The following is a 21115-nucleotide window of genomic DNA, read 5'->3' as shown; positions in this document are numbered from 1 at the left end:
TGTCGGACCGCCCGGGCGCGGGGCCGGGGGCGGTCCCTACCCCTCAGCCCTCCGTGATCTTGGCGTATCCGTCCGAGTCCAGCGTCTGCTCGAGCTGCGTCTCCAGATCGTCGACGTCCGGGATCTCGAGGACGACGATCCACCCCTCACCGTACGGATCGGAGTTGACCAGCTCGGGAGAGGTCTCGAGGGCGGTGTTGACCTCGACGACCTTCCCGCTGAGCGGCGCGTACAGGTCGGAGACGCTCTTGGGCGACTCGACCTCGCCGAACGGCTCACCCGACTCGGTCTCCCCGCCCACGTCCGGGAGCTGGACGAACACGATGTCCCCCAGCTTGGACTGCGCGTACTCGGTGATGCCGATGCGAACTCGGGTGTCGGACACCCGCTCCACCCACTCGTGCTCGTCGGTGTACCGGAGCTGGTCGGGGATGTTCTGGTCACTCACTGACGTGCCCTTCTCGCGTGGCTCACTTGGCGTGTACATCTGGCGACATTACACACCGCCGGACGGCCCCACTGCAGTAGATCCGGGACGGCGCGGGGGGACGGACCGCGCGATCCTCCAGGCCTGCCACAGGTAGATCGACCCGCTCCAGGAGTAGAGGCCCACACCCCAGTACAGGCACGCCTCTCCGAGGATCAGGAAACCCTCCCCGCCGGGGACTCCCGCGAACCCGGCGAGGAGCAGGGGAAGGGACCAGAACAGCGCGAACGTGGCGGCTTTGCCCAGGTAGGTGACCTCCGGTTCGATCCCTCTCCGGCGGTACACGGGGACGGTCCCCACCAACAGCGCGTCCCTGACCAGGAGGATCGCCACGACCCAGACAGGGATGTACCCGGCGACGGCGAAGGCCACGGGCACAGCGGCCACCAGGATGCGGTCGGCGAGGGGGTCGAGACGCTCGCCCCAGGTGGACCGCATGTTCCACAGTCGTGCGATCTTGCCGTCGAGCCAGTCGGAGACGACCAACGCGCCGAGGAGCCACAGCGCCAGCGGCGGGTCGTCCCAGACCAGGATGCTCACCACGAGCACCGGGATCAGCGCGATGCGCGCCAGCGAGATGACGTTGGGGAGCGTCCAGAATCTGTCGCTGACCTGGGGGTCACGCGGCGGCGGTTCGTACCCGAGACCGGGTGGCACCGCGGCGGAGAGGTGCCCGTCGCGCGGTTGCGGGATGCGCGCACCGAGAACCTTGCCCTCGCCGGTCCGCCATTCGCGCAGATCGGTCTCACGCCTTCCCTCCCGCGCCGCGCTCATCGGAAGGTCGACATCATCCCGGAGAAGACGTTGCCACCCGCCGCCATCGGGTTGTCGTGGACCATGTACGTCCACGTCGAGGTGGGCCGCGCCATCGCGTTGGCCACCAGATCCACCCCCGAATCGGTGAACTCGATCTCGGCGAACGTGGTCTCGGACTCCCGGACCGCGTCCGAGGCGAGGTCCCTGAAGTGATCGATCGCGATCCTGTGGAACTCGTCGAGGGGGTTCTCCCGCCCCAGGGCCCTGAGGTGGATGGACTCGCGGACGTCGTTCATCGTCTCCAGGTGACGGGCCCAGCCCCGGTCGAGGTGCCACAGCATGATGTCCCGGCACCCCTGCACCACGGCGTCACGGCCGTGCGTCTCCACGAGTTCGGCGCTGCGCCCGGGATCGTGCGCGGTGAGTTCCTCGAACGCCTTCTCCGTGACCAACAGGGCCGCCCTACGCTCGGCGAGGATGGCGCGTTGCTCGGCGAGGAGTCGGCTGTACCGCCAGGTGTTGGAGTGGATCGCGAGCATCTGGCCCTCGGTGACACGCTGGGCGTGGTCGACCGCGTCCCGGCCACGGTTGCCCTTGAGCAGCCCGCTGATCCTGTCGTGCGCGGTGGGGATCTTCTCGGGTTCCAGGGCCGAGGTCACGACCGGGTCGTCCATCGCGGCGAAGAACACCGAACTTCCGGGGTCTCCCTGGCGTCCGGCGCGCCCGCGCAGCTGGTTGTCGAGCCTCTCCGTCCGGTGCCGCCCGGTCCCCACCACGTGCAGTCCACCGAGTTCGACGACCTCGTCGCGGCGGGATTCGTCGGACCCACCCAGTCTGATGTCCGTGCCGCGGCCCGCCATCTGGGTGGAGACGGTGACGTTGCCCACGTCCCCCGCCTCGGCGATGATGGCCGCCTCCTCCTCGTCGTTCTTGGCGTTGAGCACCACGCACTCCACGCCCTTCTCGGACAGTCGTGCGGCGAGTTCCTCCGACTCCGCGACGTCGTGGGTACCCACGAGCACCGGCTGGCCGGTCGAGTGGACGGCGGCGATGTGCTCGACGACGGCGCGGGTCTTGCTGTCGACGTCGATATACGTTCGATCGGCCTCGTCGACCCGGACGCAGGGGGTGTTCGGGTCGATCTGGGACACGCCCAGTGAGTAGAACTCGCGCAGCTGCGCCCCGGCCGCGAGGGCCGTTCCCGTCATTCCGCACACGCGGTCGTATCGGCCGATGAACGCCTGGACCGTGATGCTGTCGAGGATCTGACCGGCCTCCGAGACCGCGACCCCCTCCTTGGCCTCGACCGCCGCCTGCAGTCCGTCCGGCCACCGTTGCAGTTCGGCGACGCGACCCCGCGAGGCGTTGATCAGCTGGACCCGCCCGTCACGGACGATGTAGTCCACGTCCCGCCTCAGCAGGAAACAGGCGTGTAGGGCGACATTGACCTGGACCAGCGTCGTGGCGACATGCTCCGCGTCGTAGAGGTCCCCGATCCCCAGTTCGCCCTCGATCGCCTCGGCACCGTCGTCCGTCAGGAAGATGTTGCGCCGCTCGGAGTCGGTCTCGTAGTGACGGCCCGCTCGCAGCTTCCGGACCGCGGAGAGGATCTCCCCCGTGGGCGCCTCGCCGGAGGTGGACCCGGCGAGGACCAGGGGGACCAACGCCTCGTCTACGAGCACCGAGTCCGCCTCGTCGACCAGGGCGACGTCGGTCGTGGGCGCGATGAGGTCCGCCGGATCGGTGACCAGTTGCTCCCGCAGGACGTCGAAACCGATCTCGGAGACGGACCCGTAGGTGATGTCGCAGGCGTAGGCACCGCGACGTTCCTCGCGCGTCGACGACTCGGTGACATGACCCACCGTCAGCCCCAGGAGCTCGAACATCGGCCCCATCCACCGCGCGTCACGGGCCGCGAGGTAGTCGTTGACGGAGATCACGTGGACGGTGTGCCCCTGGAGTGCGTACCCGGCCGCCGCGACCGCACCAGAGAGGGTCTTGCCCTCTCCGGTCGCCATCTCCACCACGTCCCCCGCGAACATCCTCAGTGCGCCCTGGAGCTGGACGTCGAACGGCCTCAGTCCGACGGCCCGGGACGCGGCCTCCCGGGCCAGGGCGAGGAATCGTGCGAGGTCCTCGGGGGACTCGCCGAAGAGCTGCAGATCGTGGGCGGCGTCCGCGAACTCGGTGTCCTCCATTCCCGAGGCCCAGTCGTCGAAGCCGTGGGACGCCTCGACCGCACTCTGCGCGCGCGAGGTGTCCCGGCCCTGGGTGGAGCCCATCAGCTTCCAGAAGCGGTTGGCGAATCCCACGCGTGGAGTCCTTCCCGGTCTACAGAACAGTTGATGCCACCGTACGCAGGGGCTGACGGGGTCGGCGGCGCACCCCGCTGGTCTCTGCGTCAGCGCTCAGGGTCGATCTGTCCGCGCAGCCTGCGCATGGCCTCGGTGGAGAGCATCCGGTCACCGGCGCGTGCGGCCAGGTGCTCGGCCGTGAGGTCGGCGGGACTGGGCGCGTGCACGGTCGACGGAGGCCTCACACCGTGCTCGCGGGCGATGTCGTCGAGCCGCGCGGCCTCCGACACCGCGGCGTCGGCGCGGGTCTCCACCGACTCCACCAGTTCGCGGAACGCGACCGCCCGCTCGACCACCTCGGCCCAGACCTCGTCGATCGCCGCACCCATACCGGTCAGGGTGGTGAACCCGTCACGCGCGGGCGGGACACCCGGCGTCGCCGCCGTCTCCCGCAGCCGGCAGAGGTCTCCGGCGAGCCCCACCACCTCGGTCTCCGCGTCGAACTGCAACCGGATCTCCTCCACCGACCGCCCGCCGCGGACGTAGGCCCGGATGAGTCGGTCGTACAGACCGCCGACCTCCATGAGCAGCGCGGTGTACATCTCGGGGAGTCGGCGGTTGTCCGCCCGGATCCGTGGGAGCGAGGGCAACGACTCCACCACTGCCTGGACACGGTGCGGCAGGACCACCCGCCCCATCTCGCGCTGCCCGTAGGCGGCCGCCACTGTCCCCAGCTCGGTGATGGTCCTGGGCACCATCGGCACCGGCGCCATCGTGGGGGTGGAGGCGAGGGCGTCGAACAGCCGACCCCGGTCGTCGGTGTCCAGATGGACGCCGCGCCTCCGGTCGACCCGGATGTCCTTGATCCGGAACGCGAACACACCCGCGCCTCGGGTGAAACCGGTGCGCAGGACGAGGTACTTCCGGTCGAGGTCTGCCAGGCGCGTGCGCAGCGCCACGCGGAGAACTGACGGGACCGGGGTGCCGAGGATGCGCCTGAGGTCGTGGCGTTGTTCCTCGATGATCCGCACCTGGTGGAAACCGCCGACGGACGGGAAGGGGAGGTTGCGGTGGAGGCGTGCCAGCACCACGTCGACGATCCGCGGTTCGACCAGCCCGCAGGCGACCAGGAGCGCGGCACGGTCGGACAGCTCCGCGACCGGAGCCGCACCGACTCCCCGACACATCCGGTCGACGTCCGACACGATCCCCTCCCGGGCCGTCTGCGGCGTGCGCTCGTCAACCATGCGCCTCTCCTCGCCCCGCGCCCCGTGGGCGCGTCAAGTGTCACGGGTCTGCCTCACCGGTTACAACTGTAGGCTGCGGCCCCGTGTTCCCCGGTGCCACCATCGGGGGGCGCAGGTCACACCGTCAGGATTCGAGGTGCTCTCTCAGTCCGTTGACCGTGTTGTCGACGAGTCCTCTGATCACCCGTCGGCGCAGGAGTCCCGGGATGGGGAGGTTGTGGTGGATGGTGAGCCGGAACGAGACCGAGGTCGACTCCGGGCCGGTTTCCACCAGGTCGTACACCCCCTCCTGCCCGGTCTGCAGGCGGCCTTCGACCATCGACCAGTCCATCCCGTCGTCCCGGTGCTCGTAGGTCAGGGTGTAGGCGTCGGTGCCGACCGTGGCCGACGCCTTGAACCTGGCGGTGGCGGGCAGCCCGTCGTCCTCGTAGACCTCGAGGACCTCGGCTTCGAGGATCTCGGGGACCCACTCCGTCTGACCCTCGAGGTCGCGGATCGTGTCGAGGACCGTGGCCAGTGGCGCGGCGATCTCGACCGTCCGGTGTGCGGTGTCAGTGGGCACCGGAGGCCTCCCCGTAGTAGCCGAGCCGGAGCAGCTCGGTGAGTTCGGCGACCATCGGCATGCGCGGGTTGGTGCGATTGCTCAGGTCCTGGAAGGCGGTCATCGCCAGTCCCGGCAGCGCCTCGAGGAACCTGTCCTCGGCGATGTCGAGTTCCGCGAGCGTACGGGGAATCTCCAGACGGCGCAGGAGCGCGTCGACTCCGTCGAAGAGCCGACGCCGGCTCTCCTCGGGCTCGCGACCGCCGAACACGACGCGGCCGAGCTGGGCGTACTTCTCCGGCGCGATGTAGGCCGAGTACCCCGGTGCCGGCATGAACTTGCTCGGCAGACTCGCGTTGTATCTGAGAGTGTGCGGCAGGAAGATCCCGTTGGCACGACCGTGGGCGATGCCGAACCGGGCGCCGACCGCGTGCGCGAGGGCGTGGTTGACCCCGACGAACGCATTGGAGAACGCGAGGCCGGCGAGGGTGGCGGCGTTGGACATGTCCGTCCGTGCCTCGAGATCGTCCGGGTGGTCATAGGCCCGCGGGAGGGCGTCGAAGATCAGCCGGGCGGCCTGCACGCAGAACGCGTCGGTATAGGGCGAGGCGAAGATCGACGCCGCCGCTTCGAGCGCGTGGGTCAGTGCGTCCACGCCCGTGTCGACCGTGAGGGTGCGGGGCATGGACAGCGTGAGCATGGGATCGACGATCGCCATGTCCGGCACCAGCGAGTAGTCGACCAGGGTCTCCTTGCGGTCGCCCACGGTGATGACCGCGGCGGGCGACACCTCCGATCCCGTCCCGGAAGTCGTCGGGACCGCCACCAGCCGCAGGGTGTGGGGCTCCTGCGGATAGTCCGCCATCCGTTTACGGGGATCGAGGAACGGGAGGGCGAGCTTGTCCAGGGTGACCTCCGGGTGCTCGTAGAAGAGTCGGATCGCCTTGGCCGCGTCTATCACCGAGCCGCCGCCGATCGCGATGAGCAGGTCCGGACCGGCCTCCCGGAGCATGTCGACACCTCGGTGGATGGTGGCCTCGTCCGGCTCCGGTTCCACCTCGCTGAACACCCGCAGCCGCTCCACCCGCAGGTGCCGCCTCACCTCGTCGACCACCCCCCGCTGCTCGCTGAGCACATCGGTGACCACCACCACGCTGGTGCACGGCACCTCGCGAAGGTTCTCGAGCGCACCCGCGTTGAAGAACGTGTTCGCCGGGACACGGAACCACTGGGGCGGGGTGCGTCGGTGGGAGACGGTCTTGATGTTGAGCAGCTGCATGTAATTGACGTTCTCCGTCGTGCTCGAGCCTCCCCACGTGCCGCACCCCAGGGAGAAGGTGGGGGTCAGGTTGTTGTAGATACCTCCGAGCGCGCCGACCGCGGTGGGGGCGTTGACGAGGATCCGCCCGGTACGGACGGCCAGCCCGTACGCGTCGATGACATCGGAGTCCCGCGCGTAGATCGCCGAGGTGTGCCCGAGTCCCCCGTGCTCGGTCACGAGCACGGCGGCGTCGATGCCGTGGGCCGAGTCCGGAGACCTGACGAGACCCAGTACCGGCATGAGCTTCTCCTGCACCAACGGGTGGGCGGCGAGTGCCTCCAGATCCGATGGCAGTTCCGCCAGCAGGATCTTGACTGCGGGATCAACTGTGATGCCCGCGCGCGCGGCCAACTCGGGCGCCTGCTGGCCCAACGCCTCCACGTTCACCCTGTCGCCGCACCCGAAGGCGAAGTCCGCCAGTGCCCTGGCCTCCTCGTCCGAGAGAAGGTGCGCGCCCATCCGCCGGAACTCGGCCACCGTCTCGTCATAGATCGGCTCGTCGATGATGCAGGTCTGTTCGGCGGGGCAGATGACGGACGCGTCGAACGTCTTGGAGATGAGGATGTCAACGACGGCGCCCTTGATGTCTGCCGTCCGGTGCAGGTAGATGGGCGCGTTCCCGGGCCCCACCCCCAGCGCGGGTTTACCGGCAGAGTTGGCGAGGGCGACGATCTTCTGCCCACCGGTCACCCAGATGAAGTCGATCCCGGGGTGCGTGAACAGGTAGTGCGTGACCTCGTGCGCGGCATCGGGGAGCACCTGGAGTGCGCCCGGCGGCATTCCGGCTGCCTCCGCCGCCTCGCGCAGGATCTCCACGGTCCGCTCACACGACCGCACGGCCATCGGCGACGGGCGGAAGATGACCGCGTTGCGGGTCTTGGCCGCGACGATCGCCTTGTAGAGGACGGTCGAGGTCGGATTGGTGACCGGCGTGATCGCCAGGACAACCCCGATCGGCTCGGCGACGAGCTCGATGTTGCGGGAGATGTCCTCCTCGATCACTCCGACGGATCTCTTGTCCCGGAGGTAGTCGTAGAGGAACTCGGTGGCCACGTAGTTCTTGACCACCTTGTCCTCGAACACCCCGAAACCGGTCTCCTCGATCGCGGTGGCGGCGAGCTCCCCTGCCGCCCGGATACCCGCCCGCGACATCGCCTCGACGATGGTGTCGACCTGCCGCTGGTCGAGGGCACGGAACGCCTCGGCCGCCGCGACGGCGTCGGCGACGGCGGCGTCGACCGCTGGACGATCGACGCCCGCCCAGTCCCCGGAGTCCGGGACAGGATCGCGAGTCACCTCGGGCATGAAGCCTCCTCATGGCGGCGACGACCGACTGACCCTACGGCCGCCTCGGTGACCCGACCGTACTCTCAGGTGAGCTACATCACGGCGCTATCAGCAGATAGCCCCTCGTGCGGGCGTCCGGGCAGCACTGCCACGCCACGAGCAGCCGCCGCCGTGCCCACCGGGCTGGACTCGCTCGGAGGTGAGACGCCGGACGTCCCGCCTCGCGGCACTAGGTCTCGCGCGGATCCCCGGCCCGCATCGGCACCCGGACGTCTCCCCCGGACTCCTCGGTGATCCGTCGCCCCATCTAGACACCGGCGTGCTGCCCCGAGGCGAGAAATGAGACAGGGCGGTCTCCCTCGTGGAAGACCGCCCTGCTCGTGTGTTGTGTCGGGCTGACAGGATTCGAACCTGCGACCCCTTGACCCCCAGTCAAGTGCGCTACCAAGCTGCGCCACAGCCCGCCCGCCACCGCGTCTCGCGCGGCGACTGGATCAGACTAGCGCACGCCTGTAGGAGCGCTCCAATCGCCTGGTCACTTGCGCTGTCGACGCTCCTTGACGCGCACGTTCACCCGGACCGGAGAGCCGTCGAAGCCGAAGGTCTCGCGCAGCCGCCGCTCCAGGAATCGCCGGTAACCCGCCTCCAGGAATCCGGTGGAGAAGAACACGAACGTGGGGGGCCGGGTGGTGGCCTGGGTGCAGAAGCGGATCCGCGGCAGCTTCCCGCCCCGCATCGGCGGCGGGGTGGCGGCCACGACCTCGCTCATCCACGTGTTGAGGGGCCCCGTGGGGATGCGCTTGTCCCAGGAGTCGAGTGCACCCTCCATCGCCGGCACCAACTTGGCCAGGGCGCGGCCCGTGGTGGCCGAGATGTTCACCCGGTAGGCCCACGTGAGGATCTTGGACAGCTCCCTGTCGATCTCCTTGTCCAGGTCGTACCGGCGGTCCTCGTCCACCAGGTCCCACTTGTTGAAGGCGATCACCAGTGCCCGACCGGCGTCGGCGACCATGGAGATGACCCGCAGGTCCTGTTCCGTGATCGGTTCCGAGGCGTCCAGCAGCAGCACCACGACCTCGGCGGCCTCGATGGCACCGCGGGTGCGGAGCGAGGCGTAGTACTCGTGCCCGTACGCCTGGTTGACCTTCCGCCGCAGACCGGCGGTGTCGACGAAGCGCCACGTCTTGCCGCCGAGTTCGACGAACGAGTCCACGGGATCGACGGTGGTGCCGGCGACGTTGTCGACCACCGACCGCTCCTCGCCGGTGAGCTTGTTGAGCAGGCTCGACTTGCCGACGTTGGGTTTGCCGACCAGCGCCACGCGCCGGGGCGCGTTGGTCGCCTCACGCATCCGGGCCTTGGAGGGCAGCTGGCGCAGGATCTCGTCGAGCAGGTCGGCGGTGCCGCGGCCGTGCGCGGCGGAGATGGCATAGGGCTGGTCGAGGCCCAGCCCCCAGAACTCCGCCGACTGCAGCTCGGCCTTCTCACTGTCCACCTTGTTGACCGCCAGGATCACCGGGGTGTCCGAGCGGCGCAGGCTCTTGGCCACGGTCTCGTCCGCGGAGGTGATCCCCACGTTCCCGTCGCACACCAGGACGATGAGGTCGGCGGTGCCCATGGCGATCTCGGCCTGCTGCGCGATGGAGCGGTGCATGCCCTTGGCGTCCTGCTCCCACCCGCCGGTGTCCTGAACCATGAAAGTGCGGCCGTTCCACAGGGCCTCGTAGGAGACGCGGTCCCGGGTCACTCCGGGGACATCCTCCACCACGGCTTCGCGACGGCCGATGATCCGATTGACCAGGGTGGACTTGCCCACGTTGGGGCGCCCCACGATGGCGACGGTGGGCAGGATCTCCACCCCGTCGACCTCGGCGCCGATCTCGTCGGCCCACTCCTCGGCCACGGCGTCCCAGTCCGTGTCGTCGTTCCAGGCGTCCTCGACGGTCTCCTCGACCGGGCCCGTGGGGAGGTCGAAGTCCTCGTTGCTGCTCACTGTGTGTTCCCTTCTGCGGCGTCGCCGTGCGACGCGTCGGCGCCCTCCGCGAGTGCGACCAACCGGTCGAGCACCTCGTCGAGGGTGAGGTCTGAGGTGTCGATGACGATCGCGTCCTCGGCGGGCCGGAGCGGGCTCGCCGCGCGGGTGGAGTCCTTGCGGTCACGCTCGATCACCGCGGCGAGCACCTCGTCGTAGTCGGCGTCACGTCCGGCCGCGAGGTCCTGCTCGGTCCGGCGACGGGCCCGGATCTCCGGGCTCGCGGTGAGGTACACCTTCACCTCGGCGTCGGGGAGCACCACCGTGCCGATGTCGCGGCCCTCGAGGACGACGGTGCCGCCCCCGGAGGCCAGCCGACGCTGGAGCCCGACCAGATTGGCCCGGACCTCCGGTACGGCGGAGACCGCCGAGACGCCCGCGGTGACGCGGGCGGTGCGGATCTCGTCGCTCACGTCCTCGCCGGCGAGCAGGATCCGCTCGGATCCCGCATCGGTGCCGATCTCCATCGGCAGATCGGCGGACGCGGCGATCACCGCGGCGGCGTCCTCCGGGTCGATCCCGGCGCGCAACACCTGCAGCGTCGCCACCCGGTACATCGCACCGGTGTCGAGGTACGCCCCGCCGAGCCGCTCGGCGAGCGTCCGGGCGAGGGTCGACTTACCGGTGCCGGCGGGACCGTCGATCGCGATCCGTCGCCGCGGGACGCCGGTGGGTCCGGCCTGCGCGCTCACAGGCCCACCGCGGCGTAGAGATCCGAGACCTCTTTGCGGTTGAGCTTGCGGAAGCTCCCCGCGCGCTGGTCGCCCAGTGCCACGGCGCCGAAGCGGATCCGCACCAGCGACTCGACGGGATACCCGACCTCGTCGAGAAGTCGGCGGACGATGTGCTTGCGCCCCTCGTGGAGCACGACCTTGACCAGCGAGCGTCCCTCGTGGACGTCGACGATCGCGAACTGGTCGACCTTGGCCGGGCCGTCCTCGAGCTCCACACCGTCGCGGAGCTTCTTGCCGACGCCCTTGCCGACGACTCCCGTCACGGTGGCCATGTAGGTCTTGGACACCTCGTAGGACGGGTGCATCAGCCGGTGCGAGAGCTCGCCGTCGTTCGTCACCAACAGCAGCCCCTCGGTGTCGGCGTCCAGGCGGCCTACGTGGAAGAGCCGCTGTCCGGCGTCGACGCGGTCGGCGACCAGGTCGCCCACGCAGGGCCGGCCCATCTCGTCGGACATGGTGGTGTGGTACCCGCGGGGCTTGTTGAGCGCCAGGTAGACCAGGTCGTCGTCGAGGACGATCCGGGTGCCGTCCACGCGGATCACCGCGGTGGTGGGATCGACCTTGACGCCCATCTCGCGCACGATCTTCCCGTTGACCTCCACCCGCCCGCGGGCGATGAGGTCCTCCGAGGCCCTGCGGGAGGCGATCCCGGCCTGCGCCAGGATCTTCTGGAGGCGGACCGGTGAGCCGTCTCGGCCAGCGGACTCAGTCATGAGTGCGTCACATCTCTTCGTTCTGGTGTTCATGGGCGGGGTCGGGCGCAGCGGTCCTGCGCCGCCCCAGGGGTATCCGCGGGTCCTCCGCGGGATCGTCGCTCATCTCGTCGACCAGGTCGACATCCGGCAGCAACGGGGCGATGTCCGGGAGCTCGTCGAGCGACGTCAGTCCCAATCTTTCCAGAAATAGCTCCGTGGTCCTATACAGGATGCCCCCGGTGTCCGCGTCGGTGCCGCATTCCACGGCCAGACCGCGGGCCACGAGGGTCCGCATCACGCCGTCCACGTTGACCCCGCGGACGGCCGCCACGCGCGCCCGGGTGACGGGTTGGCGGTACGCGATCACCGCCAGGGTCTCCAGCGCCGCACGGGTGAGGGTGGACCGGGTGCCGTCGGTGAGTAGGCGCTCCACGTACGGTGCGTACTCTCGACGGGTGTAGAGACGCCAGCCCTCGTCGGTCCGCCTCAGGTCGATCCCGCTGCCCACCGCCGTGAGGTCATCCCGCCACCCACGCATCTCGGCCGCCACCTCCGCGGGCGTCGAGCCCGCCGCGGCTGCCAGCGACCCCTCGGCGGTCGGCTGGTCCACGACCAGCAGAAGCGCCTCGAGTCGGGCACGCAGCGGCGGGGCCCCGGGCTCGTCGAGCTCGTCGTCGTCGTCACCGTTCGGTCCCACCGCACGCACGTCGTCGTCCTCCGTCACGTCCATTCGTCCCTCCCGCGCGTCACCTCAGCCGCCTCCTCGCCCGTCCAACTCACCAACAGGTCACCGAGCGCCTCGTCCTGGGCGAGCGCCACGGCGCGCGCCCTGTACAACTCCAACAGGGCGAGGAACCTGGCGACGACGACGAGGGATTCGCCGCACCCGGAGACCAGCTCCCGGAAGTCGACCCATTGGTCCCGGCCCCGGAACTTCAGTAACTCCAGGACGCGGGCGGCCTGCTCGGGGACGGACACGGCCGGGGTGTGGACGTGCGAGACCCCCACCTCCTCCACCGGCCGGGGTCGGAACGCCACGGCGGCGATGGTGGCGAACTGCTCGACGTCGACGCCCAGCTCCACCTCGGGCAGCAGGTCCAGGAACTCGTCGTCCGGACCCGCCGTCCGCGGGTGGGAGTGACGGGCGGTCCTGTCGAGCTCGGCGAACAACTCGGCCACCTGCCGGAACGCCCGGAACTGCAGGAGACGGGCGAAGAGCAGGTCCCGAGCCTGGAGCAGCGCCAGATCCTCCAGGTCCTGGACCTCACCGGACGGCACGAGGCGTGCGGTCTTGAGGTCGAGCAGCGTGGCCGCCACCACCAGGAACTCGGTGACCTCCTCGAGGCCCGCCTCCCGACCCAGCTCGCGGGCGTGCGCGATGAACTCGTCGGTGACCGAGTGGATGGCGACCTCGGTCACGTCGAGACGGCGCGAGTCGATCAACTTCAGGAGAAGGTCGAACGGGCCGGTGAAGTTGGTCAGGTGGACGGTGAACGCGCGCGGGTCTTCGACCTCGGTGGCATCAACCTGGGCGGCGTCTACCTCGCCGGGTCCCTCCCCCGGCGGGTGCCCGACCCCGGTCACCGGACCGCTCACCTGCCGCGCTGGATGACCTCGCGAGCCAGCGCCCGGTAGGCCTGCGCACCTGCAGATCTGGGCGCCCACGTGGTGATGGGTTCGCCGGCGACGGTGGTCTCCGGGAAGCGGACCGTACGGGTGACGAGGGTGTCGAAGACCTGGTCACCGAACACCTCGACGACGCGGCCGAGGACGTCGCGGGCGTGGACCGTCCGGCGGTCGAACATCGTGATCAGGATCCCGGTCAGGTGCAGACGCGGGTTGATCCGGTCGCGGACCTTGTCGATGGTGTCCGTCAACAGGGCGAGCCCACGCAGCGAGAAGTACTCGCACTCCATCGGGATCAACACGCCGTCCGAACAGGCCAGTGCGTTGACGGTGAGCAGCCCCAGTGACGGCTGGCAGTCGATCAGGACGTAGTCGTAGCGGTCGAGCACCGGGTACAGCGCACGGCCCAGCGCCTGTTCGCGCCCCACCTCGTTGACCAGCTGGATCTCCGCGGCGGACAGGTCGATGTTGGCGGGGATGAGGTCCACCCCCTCCACCCGGGTGCGGACCAGCACCTCCTCCGTCGACACGGTGGTGTCCACCAGGAGGTTGTAGACCGTCAGGTCGAGTTGGTGGTGCGGGATGCCCAGGCCCGCGGACAGCGCGCCCTGGGGGTCGAGGTCCACCACGAGGACCCGGCGGCCGTACTCCGCGAGGGCGGCGGCCAGGTTGATCGTGCTGGTGGTCTTGCCGACCCCGCCCTTCTGGTTGCACATCGAGAGCACCATGGCGGGGCCGTGGGAGGTCAGCGGCTGCGGTTCGGGGATGGCCGAGAAGCCCTCGCCCGCCGCCGGGTCGTCGGCGCCGAGGAGTTCCGCGCGGGAGAACAGTGCGGGATCCATCGTCCCAGAGTCCTGCGCCACCCGCGTCTCCTCTCGCTTCGTCGTCACCTGCGCTCAGGCCGGTCCCCGGTCACGTTACCGTGCCCGGGGGTGGCACTCGGCCCAGACCTCGCGGAGCGTGTCGACGGTGACGAGGGTGTAGACCTGCGTCGTGGTGACCGAGGCGTGCCCCAACAGCTCCTGGACCACCCGTATGTCCGCCCCGCCGTCCAACAGGTGGGTCGCGAAGGAGTGTCGGAAGGAGTGCGGCGAGACGTCGGGGCCGACCGCCGCCCGCTCCGCGGACACCGACACCACGTTCCACAGGGACTGCCGGGTGATGCGGCCGCCCCGGGCGTTGAGGAACAGCGCCGGGCCGCCTCGGACCGCCAGTGCGGGACGGGCACGCACCAGGTAGGCGCCGACCGCATCGCAGGCAGGACGCCCCACCGGGACCACCCGCTCCTTGCCCCCCTTCCCGCGCAGGATCACCGTGCCCCCGCCGGGGAGGTCGAGACCGTCGAGGTCGTCCACGTCGAGACCCACGAGCTCGGCCGCCCGCGCGCCGGTCGCGTAGAGGAGTTCGAGCATCGCCCGGTCCCGTAATCGCGCGGGGTCGGTGTCCACCTCGGTCCCGCCGGCGGCCTCGATCACCGCGATGATCCGGTCCACGGGTAGCGCCTTGGGCAGCCGTCGTGGTGGCCGCGGCGGGGTCACGGCCGCCGCGGCGTCGACACGGGTCACCCCGTCCCTGGTGGCGAACCGGTGCAGTCCCCGGACCGCAGCCAGGGCACGGGCGACCGAACTGGGCGCGAGCGCCCTCCTACCAGCGTCCGGATCCGCGGTGGCGAGCCGCGCCCGGAACTCCTCGACATGGGACTCGGTCACCGCCCCGAGGTCCCCGACGCCCGACTCCGCGAGGTACAGCCGGTATTTCTCGAGGTCACGACGGTAGGCGGCCAGGGTGTGGGCGGAGGCCCCCTGTTCGACGGCGAGGTGGTCGAGGTATCCGCGGATCTGGACCGCGGCGCCGTCCGACCGGGTCATCGCGGTACGGCCGGCGTCATCGGGGGACGCCCCGTCAGCGCCCGGCGATCGACGCGCGCGCGGCGAGGATCCCGGCCACTGCGATGCCGTTGACGATGCGCCCGTCCAGGACCGCGTCCACGGCCTCGGAGAACGGCATCCGGGCCACCTCCATGTCCGCCTCCTCGTGCCGGGCCTCCGGCCGGGTCACCTCACGCAGGTCCCTGGCCAGGAACACGTGGACGCGTTCGGTACAGAACCCCGGTGACGGAACGATCGAGATCACCGGTTCCCAGGATCTCGCCTCCAGACCGGTCTCCTCGACCAGTTCGCGCTGCGCGGTCTCCACCGGCCGTTCGCCGTCGACGTCGCACAGCCCGGCCGGCAGCTCCCAGAGCCGCTCCCCCACCGCGTGGCGGTACTGGCGGACGAGCGTCACCTGATCGGAGTCATCGAGCGCGATCACCGCGACCGCGTCGTCGTGACCGCAGATCTCACGGTCGGCGGTGCCCCCGCCCGGCATCGTGAGGGTGTCCACCCGCAGCCGGACGATCCGGCCGTCGAAGACCTCCCGACTGGCGACGGTGCGGTACTCGTGCGACCCGGGGGCACCGGAATCCGACACCGGCGATCAGCTCCCGCCCGAGCGGACGTCGGAGGTCAGCCCGGCGGCGACGTCATCGGCGCGCACGCTGGACGTCTCGGCGTCCGGCGCGGCGACTGTCGCGTGAGCGGACTCCCCCGACTGATCGGCCCGCCACGGCTCGACCGGCAGCCGCATCTCGTTCTCGTAGTCCAGGGCCGCCTTGATGAACGCGGCGAACAGCGGGTGGGGGCGTGTCGGCCGCGATTTGTACTCGGGGTGGGCCTGGGTGGCCACGAAGAAGGGGTGCTGCTCCGGCGGGTACTCGACGAACTCCACCAGGTGACCGTCGGGCGAGGTGCCGGAGAACCGCAGACCGGACTCGGCGATCTTGTCGCGGTAGGCGTTGTTGACCTCGAACCTGTGCCGGTGCCGTTCCGAGATCTCCGTGGCGCCGTACGCCTCCGCCACCAGCGAGCCCTTGGTGAGCACCGCCGGGTACGCACCCAGGCGCATCGTCCCGCCGAGATCGGCGTTGCCGGCCACCGCGTCGACCTGGTCCGCCATCGTGGAGATCACCGGATGCTCGGTGTCCGGCTCGAACTCACTGGACGAGGCCCCGTCGAGCCCGACCGACCGGGCCGCCTCGATGACCGAACACTGCAGGCCCAGACACAGTCCGAGCAACGGGATGCGGTTCTTCCGCGACCACGAGATGGCGCCCAGCTTGCCCTCGATCCCACGGATACCGAAACCGCCGGGGATCAGCATGCCGTCGACGCCCCGGAGGGCCTCCCGCGCGCCGGCCTCGGTGGCACAGGCATCGGACTCCACCCACCGGATGTTGACCCTCGCCCGGTGGGCGAACCCGCCTGCGCGCAGGGCCTCGGTCACCGACAGATAGGCGTCGGGCAGGTCGATGTACTTGCCCACCAGGGCGATCTCGACCTCCTCGCGCGGTTCGTGGACTCGCTTGAGGAGTTCACCCCACACGGTCCAGTCGACGTCCCGGAAGGGCAGGTTGAGCTTGCGGATGACGTGGGTGTCGAGATGCTCACCGAAGAGCACCTTCGGGATGTCGTAGATGCTCGGGGCGTCGGGGGTGGAGACCACGCCCTCGAGGTCCACGTCGCACATGAGCGCGATCTTGGACTTGAGCCCGTCCGGCACCTCGCGGTCGCACCGCAGGACGAGGCCGTCCGGGACGATACCGATGGACCGCAGCGCCGCCACGGAGTGCTGGGTGGGCTTGGTCTTGAGCTCACCCGACGGTGCGAGGTACGGGACCAGTGAGACGTGGAGGAAGAAGATGTTCTCGCGTCCGACCTCGTGGCGGACCTGCCGGCAGGCCTCCAGGAAGGGCTGGGACTCGATGTCGCCGACCGTGCCACCGACCTCGGTGATCACCACGTCGGGGCGGCGGCCCTGCTCATCGGGCGCGCCCATCGCGATGATGCGTTCCTTGATCGCGTCGGTGATGTGCGGGATCACCTGGACGGTGTCCCCGAGGTACTCGCCGCGACGCTCCTTGGCGATGACGGCCGAGTACACCTGGCCGGTCGTGACGTTGGCGTTGGCGCTCAGGTCGCGGTCGAGGAAGCGCTCGTAGTGCCCCAGGTCGAGGTCGGCCTCCGCACCGTCCTCGGTGACGAACACCTCCCCGTGCTGGAACGGGTTCATCGTCCCCGGGTCCACGTTGATGTACGGGTCCAGCTTCTGCATGGTCACGCGGAGTCCGCGCGCGGTCAGAAGCTGCCCCAGGCTGGAGGCGGTGAGCCCCTTACCCAGCGACGACGCCACGCCACCGGTGACGAAGATGTGCTTGGTCGCGGACCGCGATGCGGCTCGGTTCAGTGCCAAGGGGACTCCCGTGTCCAGACGCCGGAATGGATGAATGCTGGTGTGGCTCCGGTGCACCCCACGGGGCTTCAGGCTATCACCGAGCGGGCGCGGTGGGGAGCGACGGCACCGCCGCGGTCGCATCCGGGCGCAGCCCGTAGTGTCCCTGCCCCCGCGCGAGCTGCTCCGCCAGCGCGAGCCCCGTGGCCAGCCGGCCGGAGTCCGAGCCCGCGGAGTCGACGGTCGAGACACCGTCCTCGCCGGAGGAGCGCAGCACGGTGACCGCGTCGTACCCCTGAGCGCCCGTGAGTTCGGCCGACACGACCGCTCCCGCGCCCTCGCGGTCCAGGGTCCGCGCGAACGAGGCCACCCGGACCGCGGTCGACTCGGCCTCGCCGGGGCCTGTGACGACCAGCGCCAGCTGACCTGGTCTCAGGGTGCCGGGTTCGAACTCGACGAGTCCCGCGTCCGACAGGGTGGTGAGGACCGTCTCGCGGTCGTCGTCGTCGAGGTGTGGTTCCGCGTCCTCGGTCCGCAGCAACCCGGCACGGCCCACGGCGGTGCCCAGTTGGGTCCCCAGGTCCGCATCGGTGGCCGGTGCGTCTCCGATCGGCAGGTTGGCCACGAGTGCCTGGACCTCGGCGTCGGCATCCGGGTCGACGGCCTTGTCGGTGAGTGTCACCCGTCCTGCGGCGATGCCGCCGGCCGCACCGATGACGTCGACGGCGGCGCTGACGTCCTCGTCGGACGCCCCGGGGGCCACCACGACCAGCACGGGGCGATCCTCGAGGGTGCCGTCCAGTACCGGCCGGGCGAGCTCACCGGCCATGTCGTCGAGCCGGTCGACGGCGAGTCGCCGTTCGGCCGACTCGGCCCGGGTCGACTCGAGTTGCGCCGCCGTCGTCTCCTCGCGGTCGACCACCGCGTCCCGGATCGACGTCGCCACGGACGTCGACCCCAGGACCACCCCCAGCCCCAGGGCCAGGAACACGGCGACCAGCGTGAGAACGTGGCGACGCAGAGAGATCAACGGACGAGCCCCTGGACCCAGAGGGCGAAGGTGTTCCATACGTCGATGGCCCAGATGAGCAGGTCCTGGGCGGAGTCGCGGGCGACCACCACCGCGGCCACCGCGATGAGCGCCGCGAGCACCACGAGGGCCAGCCCGATCCCGGCACCTCGCGAGCGGTACAGAGTCGCACACGCGTCGGCGTGGACGAGGCGGGACGACACGGCGGTGTCGACCATGGTCGACGACGGTGCGGAGGAGGCGCCGAACGCGTTCTCGAGTCCGCGGTCGTCGCCGGTCACCACGATCATCTCGGCTCCGCCGTGGAAGGCCAGCAGCAGGGCCATGTCGCGTGCGGTCGCCGCGGCGGGGAACGTGGTGGCCCCCACGCCCAGCTCCGTGACCCGCTCGAGCCCCTCGGCCCTGCCGTCGCGATCCGCCGGCACGACCAGGACCGCGCCGTCCGTGAGCACCTCGTCGGAGACCCCGGTGGGGGTCGCGACCACGACGTCGGCGGAGATCCGGGCCGCACGCAGCAGTTCGGCCCCCCCGTCCACACCCACGACCAGCGGTCGGTACTCCTTCATGAAGGGCTTGAGATCGGAGAGCTGCGCCTCCGAGGCCCGGTCCCCGGTCACCACCACCACGTGGCGACCGGTGAAGTCCACGTCGATCCCGGGAAGGCCCTCGCCGTCGAGGAGCAACTGGTGCTCGAGGCTGAGGAACTCCGTGGCGTTGGCCAGGTGCGCCAGCGCGGACTCGACGTACCCGTTCTCCGCGGCGTGGACCTCGGAGAGGAGGGTCTCGGGGCCGACCTCACGGCCGGTGGCCAGCTGGCCCTCGGTCTTGACCGAGTAGACCACGCCCTCGTCGATGCGGACCCGGGTCCCGTCCTCGACCTCGGCGAGGTCCGCGTCCTCGATGACGGGGATGGTCGACGAGGCGAGGATCCGGAACGCGGCACGGGGCAGCATCTCCTCACCGGGGCGCGGCACGTGGACGACGGCGGCGACATCGGCCTCGACGACGGCGCGGGCGGTGGCCGCCGACGTCCGGTTGAGGTCGAGCACGGCGACGTCCTTGGAGCCGAGCTTGCGGGGGACCGGTGATCCCGCCCGGACCTGGCGGACGGTACCGACCACACCGGCGAGATCGTTGGAGCGGCGATTGAGCAGACCCGTCATCTTCATGTGCCCGAGTATCACGCGTGTGATTCGAGTGACGAGGGAGGTCGGTTCGGCGTGTCGGATTAACGGTCGACTTGAGCTTGAGACTTCTCCGACTGCGCCTTGCCGAGGAGCTCCTCAGCATGCGCGAGACCGGTGTCGGTGTCCTCCATCCCGGCGAGCATCCGCGCGAGTTCGATGACCCTGTCCGAGTCGTCGACCGCGCGCACACCGGACACGACACCGTCCCCACCCGTGGAGTCCGCGGCCTTGTGGATCACGAGGTGCGTGTCCGCGTACGCGGCGACCTGCGCGAGGTGGGTCACGGCGATCACCTGGTGGGTCCTGGCCAACCTGGCCAGACGCTTGCCGATGCTCAGCGCGGCGCGTCCACCCACTCCTGCGTCCACCTCGTCGAACACCAACGTCCCGCCACCGGAACGTTCCGCCAGGACGACCTCCAGGGCCAGCATCACCCTGGACAGCTCGCCGCCGGAGGCGCCCCGGCCCAACGGGACGACCCCCGACGGCCCGTCGAGAGCCAGTTCCACGTCGTCCAGGCCGGACTCCGTCGCGGCGCCGAGGCCGTCCCCGGCAGGGGTGACCCTGACGACCAGCCCGGCTCCGCCCATGGACAGCTCGGCCAGCTCCGAGGTGACGCGTCGTGCCAGGTCCTCCCCCGCCGCCCTGCGGATGGCGGTGAGCTCGGCCCCCCGCTCCTCCAGCTCGAGGGCGAGCCTCGCGACCGTGGCCGTGAGGTCGGCCACAGCGGAGTCGGAGGTGTCCACCTCGGACAGGCGGATGCGCGCCTTCGCGGCCCACTCGATCACGTCGTCCACGTCGGTCCCGTACTTCCGGGTGAGCGCCCTGAGATCATGCCGTCTCTCGAGTGCCGCATCGAGGTCGGCCGCGTCCACCGGGAGTTCGGCCAGGTAGAGGCCGAGCTCGGTCGCGGCGTCCCCCAGCGCGGCGACGGCCTGGTCGATACTCGTGGCGATGGGATCCAGGGCGGGGTCCCCCGCCCCCGCGAGCCGCTGCCGCAATTGATCCAGGACGTTGACGACCGGCTCCGCGGTCTCTCCGTCTCCCGTCAGGGTCTCGTGCGCCTGCCCGGCCACCTCACGCAACTCCTCCGAGTCGGTGAGACGCCGGATGACCGCGTCGAGCTCGGCCTCCTCCCCCGGTCTGGGGTCCAGGGCGTCGATCTCGTCGAGCCCGTGGCGCAGCAGGTCGGCCTCGCGGGCCAGCTCGCGGGCGCGCCCCGTGCGCTCTGCCAGCGACCTCTCGGCCTCACGCCACCGGTGGAAGGTCTCCCGGTACGCCCTGAGTGCGACCCGCGCCCGCTCGCCCCCGTGGGAGTCGACCGCCTCGCGCTGCCGGTCAGGACGCAGGAGCCGGAGCTGGTCGTTCTGGCCGTGGACCGCGAGTACCGGGGAACAGAACCGGGCCAGGGTGCCGGCGGGCACCGACCGACCACCCAACCGGGCCCGGGAGCGTCCGTCGGCGCCGACCCGGCGGGCCGCGATCACCGTCCCGTCCTCGTCGAGCTCAACGTCCGCCTCCTCGAGGAGTCTGTCGAGCTGGTCTCTGTCCTCGGAAGCCATCGTCGCCGCGGCGGCCAGGTCGAACCGCCCCTCCACCACGGCCTTGT

18 protein-coding genes and 1 tRNA gene are annotated in these 21115 nt (G+C 70.3%); all 19 read right to left on the bottom strand.

The window, feature by feature from the left end:
- Window positions 1-43: 43 nt before the first annotated feature.
- Window positions 44-487, bottom strand: coding sequence for a glycine cleavage system protein GcvH (gcvH, locus tag G6028_RS02165; RefSeq protein WP_182609311.1), 444 nt, complete (start codon window positions 485-487; stop codon window positions 44-46).
- Window positions 488-496: 9 nt separating this feature from the next.
- Window positions 497-1261 (bottom strand): CDP-alcohol phosphatidyltransferase family protein, encoded by a 765-nt coding sequence (locus G6028_RS02160; protein WP_182657910.1) that lies wholly within the window; start codon window positions 1259-1261, stop codon window positions 497-499.
- Window positions 1258-3555, bottom strand: coding sequence for an accessory Sec system translocase SecA2 (gene secA2, locus G6028_RS02155; protein ID WP_182657909.1), 2298 nt, complete (start codon window positions 3553-3555; stop codon window positions 1258-1260). Before secA2 ends, G6028_RS02160 begins: the two co-directional genes overlap by 4 nt.
- Window positions 3556-3644: 89 nt before the next feature.
- The gene (locus G6028_RS02150) at window positions 3645-4784 is read right to left on the bottom strand and encodes a hypothetical protein (protein WP_182657908.1); all 1140 of its coding nucleotides are present in this window, start codon (window positions 4782-4784) and stop codon (window positions 3645-3647) included.
- Between the two features lie 124 nt (window positions 4785-4908).
- Window positions 4909-5346, bottom strand: coding sequence for an SRPBCC family protein (locus G6028_RS02145; protein ID WP_182657907.1), 438 nt, complete (start codon window positions 5344-5346; stop codon window positions 4909-4911).
- A complete protein-coding gene (adhE, locus tag G6028_RS02140) occupies window positions 5336-7951 on the bottom strand; it encodes a bifunctional acetaldehyde-CoA/alcohol dehydrogenase (RefSeq protein WP_182657906.1) in 2616 nt (871 codons plus the stop codon). The genes G6028_RS02145 and adhE overlap by 11 nt, the downstream gene beginning before the upstream one ends.
- A gap of 372 nt (window positions 7952-8323) precedes the next feature.
- Window positions 8324-8397, bottom strand: a tRNA-Pro gene (locus tag G6028_RS02135).
- A gap of 71 nt (window positions 8398-8468) precedes the next feature.
- Entirely contained in the window at window positions 8469-9926 is a 1458-nt protein-coding gene (der, locus tag G6028_RS02130) for a ribosome biogenesis GTPase Der (protein WP_182657905.1), read from the bottom strand.
- Entirely contained in the window at window positions 9923-10657 is a 735-nt protein-coding gene (gene cmk, locus G6028_RS02125; RefSeq protein ID WP_182657904.1) for a (d)CMP kinase, read from the bottom strand. The genes der and cmk overlap by 4 nt, the downstream gene beginning before the upstream one ends.
- Window positions 10654-11508, bottom strand: a complete 855-nt coding sequence (locus G6028_RS02120) for a pseudouridine synthase (RefSeq protein ID WP_422110515.1) — start codon at window positions 11506-11508, stop codon at window positions 10654-10656. The genes cmk and G6028_RS02120 overlap by 4 nt, the downstream gene beginning before the upstream one ends.
- Window positions 11420-12124 (bottom strand): SMC-Scp complex subunit ScpB, encoded by a 705-nt coding sequence (gene scpB, locus G6028_RS02115; protein ID WP_182657902.1) that lies wholly within the window; start codon window positions 12122-12124, stop codon window positions 11420-11422. The genes G6028_RS02120 and scpB overlap by 89 nt, the downstream gene beginning before the upstream one ends.
- On the bottom strand, window positions 12115-12978 hold the full coding sequence (locus G6028_RS02110; protein ID WP_422110514.1) for a segregation and condensation protein A: 864 nt from the start codon (window positions 12976-12978) through the stop codon (window positions 12115-12117). Before G6028_RS02110 ends, scpB begins: the two co-directional genes overlap by 10 nt.
- Before the next feature lie 8 nt (window positions 12979-12986).
- The gene (locus tag G6028_RS02105) at window positions 12987-13862 is read right to left on the bottom strand and encodes a ParA family protein (protein WP_182640715.1); all 876 of its coding nucleotides are present in this window, start codon (window positions 13860-13862) and stop codon (window positions 12987-12989) included.
- Window positions 13863-13937: 75 nt separating this feature from the next.
- A complete protein-coding gene (locus tag G6028_RS02100; protein ID WP_182657901.1) occupies window positions 13938-14888 on the bottom strand; it encodes a tyrosine recombinase in 951 nt (316 codons plus the stop codon).
- A 34-nt stretch (window positions 14889-14922) separates the two neighbouring features.
- Entirely contained in the window at window positions 14923-15492 is a 570-nt protein-coding gene (locus G6028_RS02095) for an NUDIX domain-containing protein (RefSeq protein ID WP_182657900.1), read from the bottom strand.
- A gap of 6 nt (window positions 15493-15498) precedes the next feature.
- Window positions 15499-17310 carry a CTP synthase gene (locus G6028_RS02090; protein WP_182657899.1) on the bottom strand — a complete coding sequence of 604 codons (1812 nt, stop codon included), beginning with the start codon at window positions 17308-17310 and terminating at the stop codon, window positions 15499-15501.
- 76 nt (window positions 17311-17386) lie between these two features.
- Window positions 17387-18319: a copper transporter gene (locus G6028_RS02085; RefSeq protein ID WP_241730481.1), complete on the bottom strand. Its 933-nt coding sequence runs from the start codon at window positions 18317-18319 to the stop codon at window positions 17387-17389.
- A complete protein-coding gene (gene steA / locus G6028_RS02080; RefSeq protein ID WP_182610361.1) occupies window positions 18316-19488 on the bottom strand; it encodes a putative cytokinetic ring protein SteA in 1173 nt (390 codons plus the stop codon). The genes G6028_RS02085 and steA overlap by 4 nt, the downstream gene beginning before the upstream one ends.
- Before the next feature lie 59 nt (window positions 19489-19547).
- Window positions 19548-21115, bottom strand: a 1568-nt coding sequence (gene recN, locus G6028_RS02075) for a DNA repair protein RecN (RefSeq protein WP_182657898.1), incomplete at its 5' end; no start/stop codon positions are given.

It is taken from the genome of Dietzia cercidiphylli, assembly GCF_014145145.1.
GTDB classification, from domain to species: Bacteria; Actinomycetota; Actinomycetes; order Mycobacteriales; family Mycobacteriaceae; genus Dietzia; species Dietzia natronolimnaea.
Note: the sequence above shows the minus strand (reverse complement) of the source record. Positions and strands in the feature narration are given on the sequence as shown.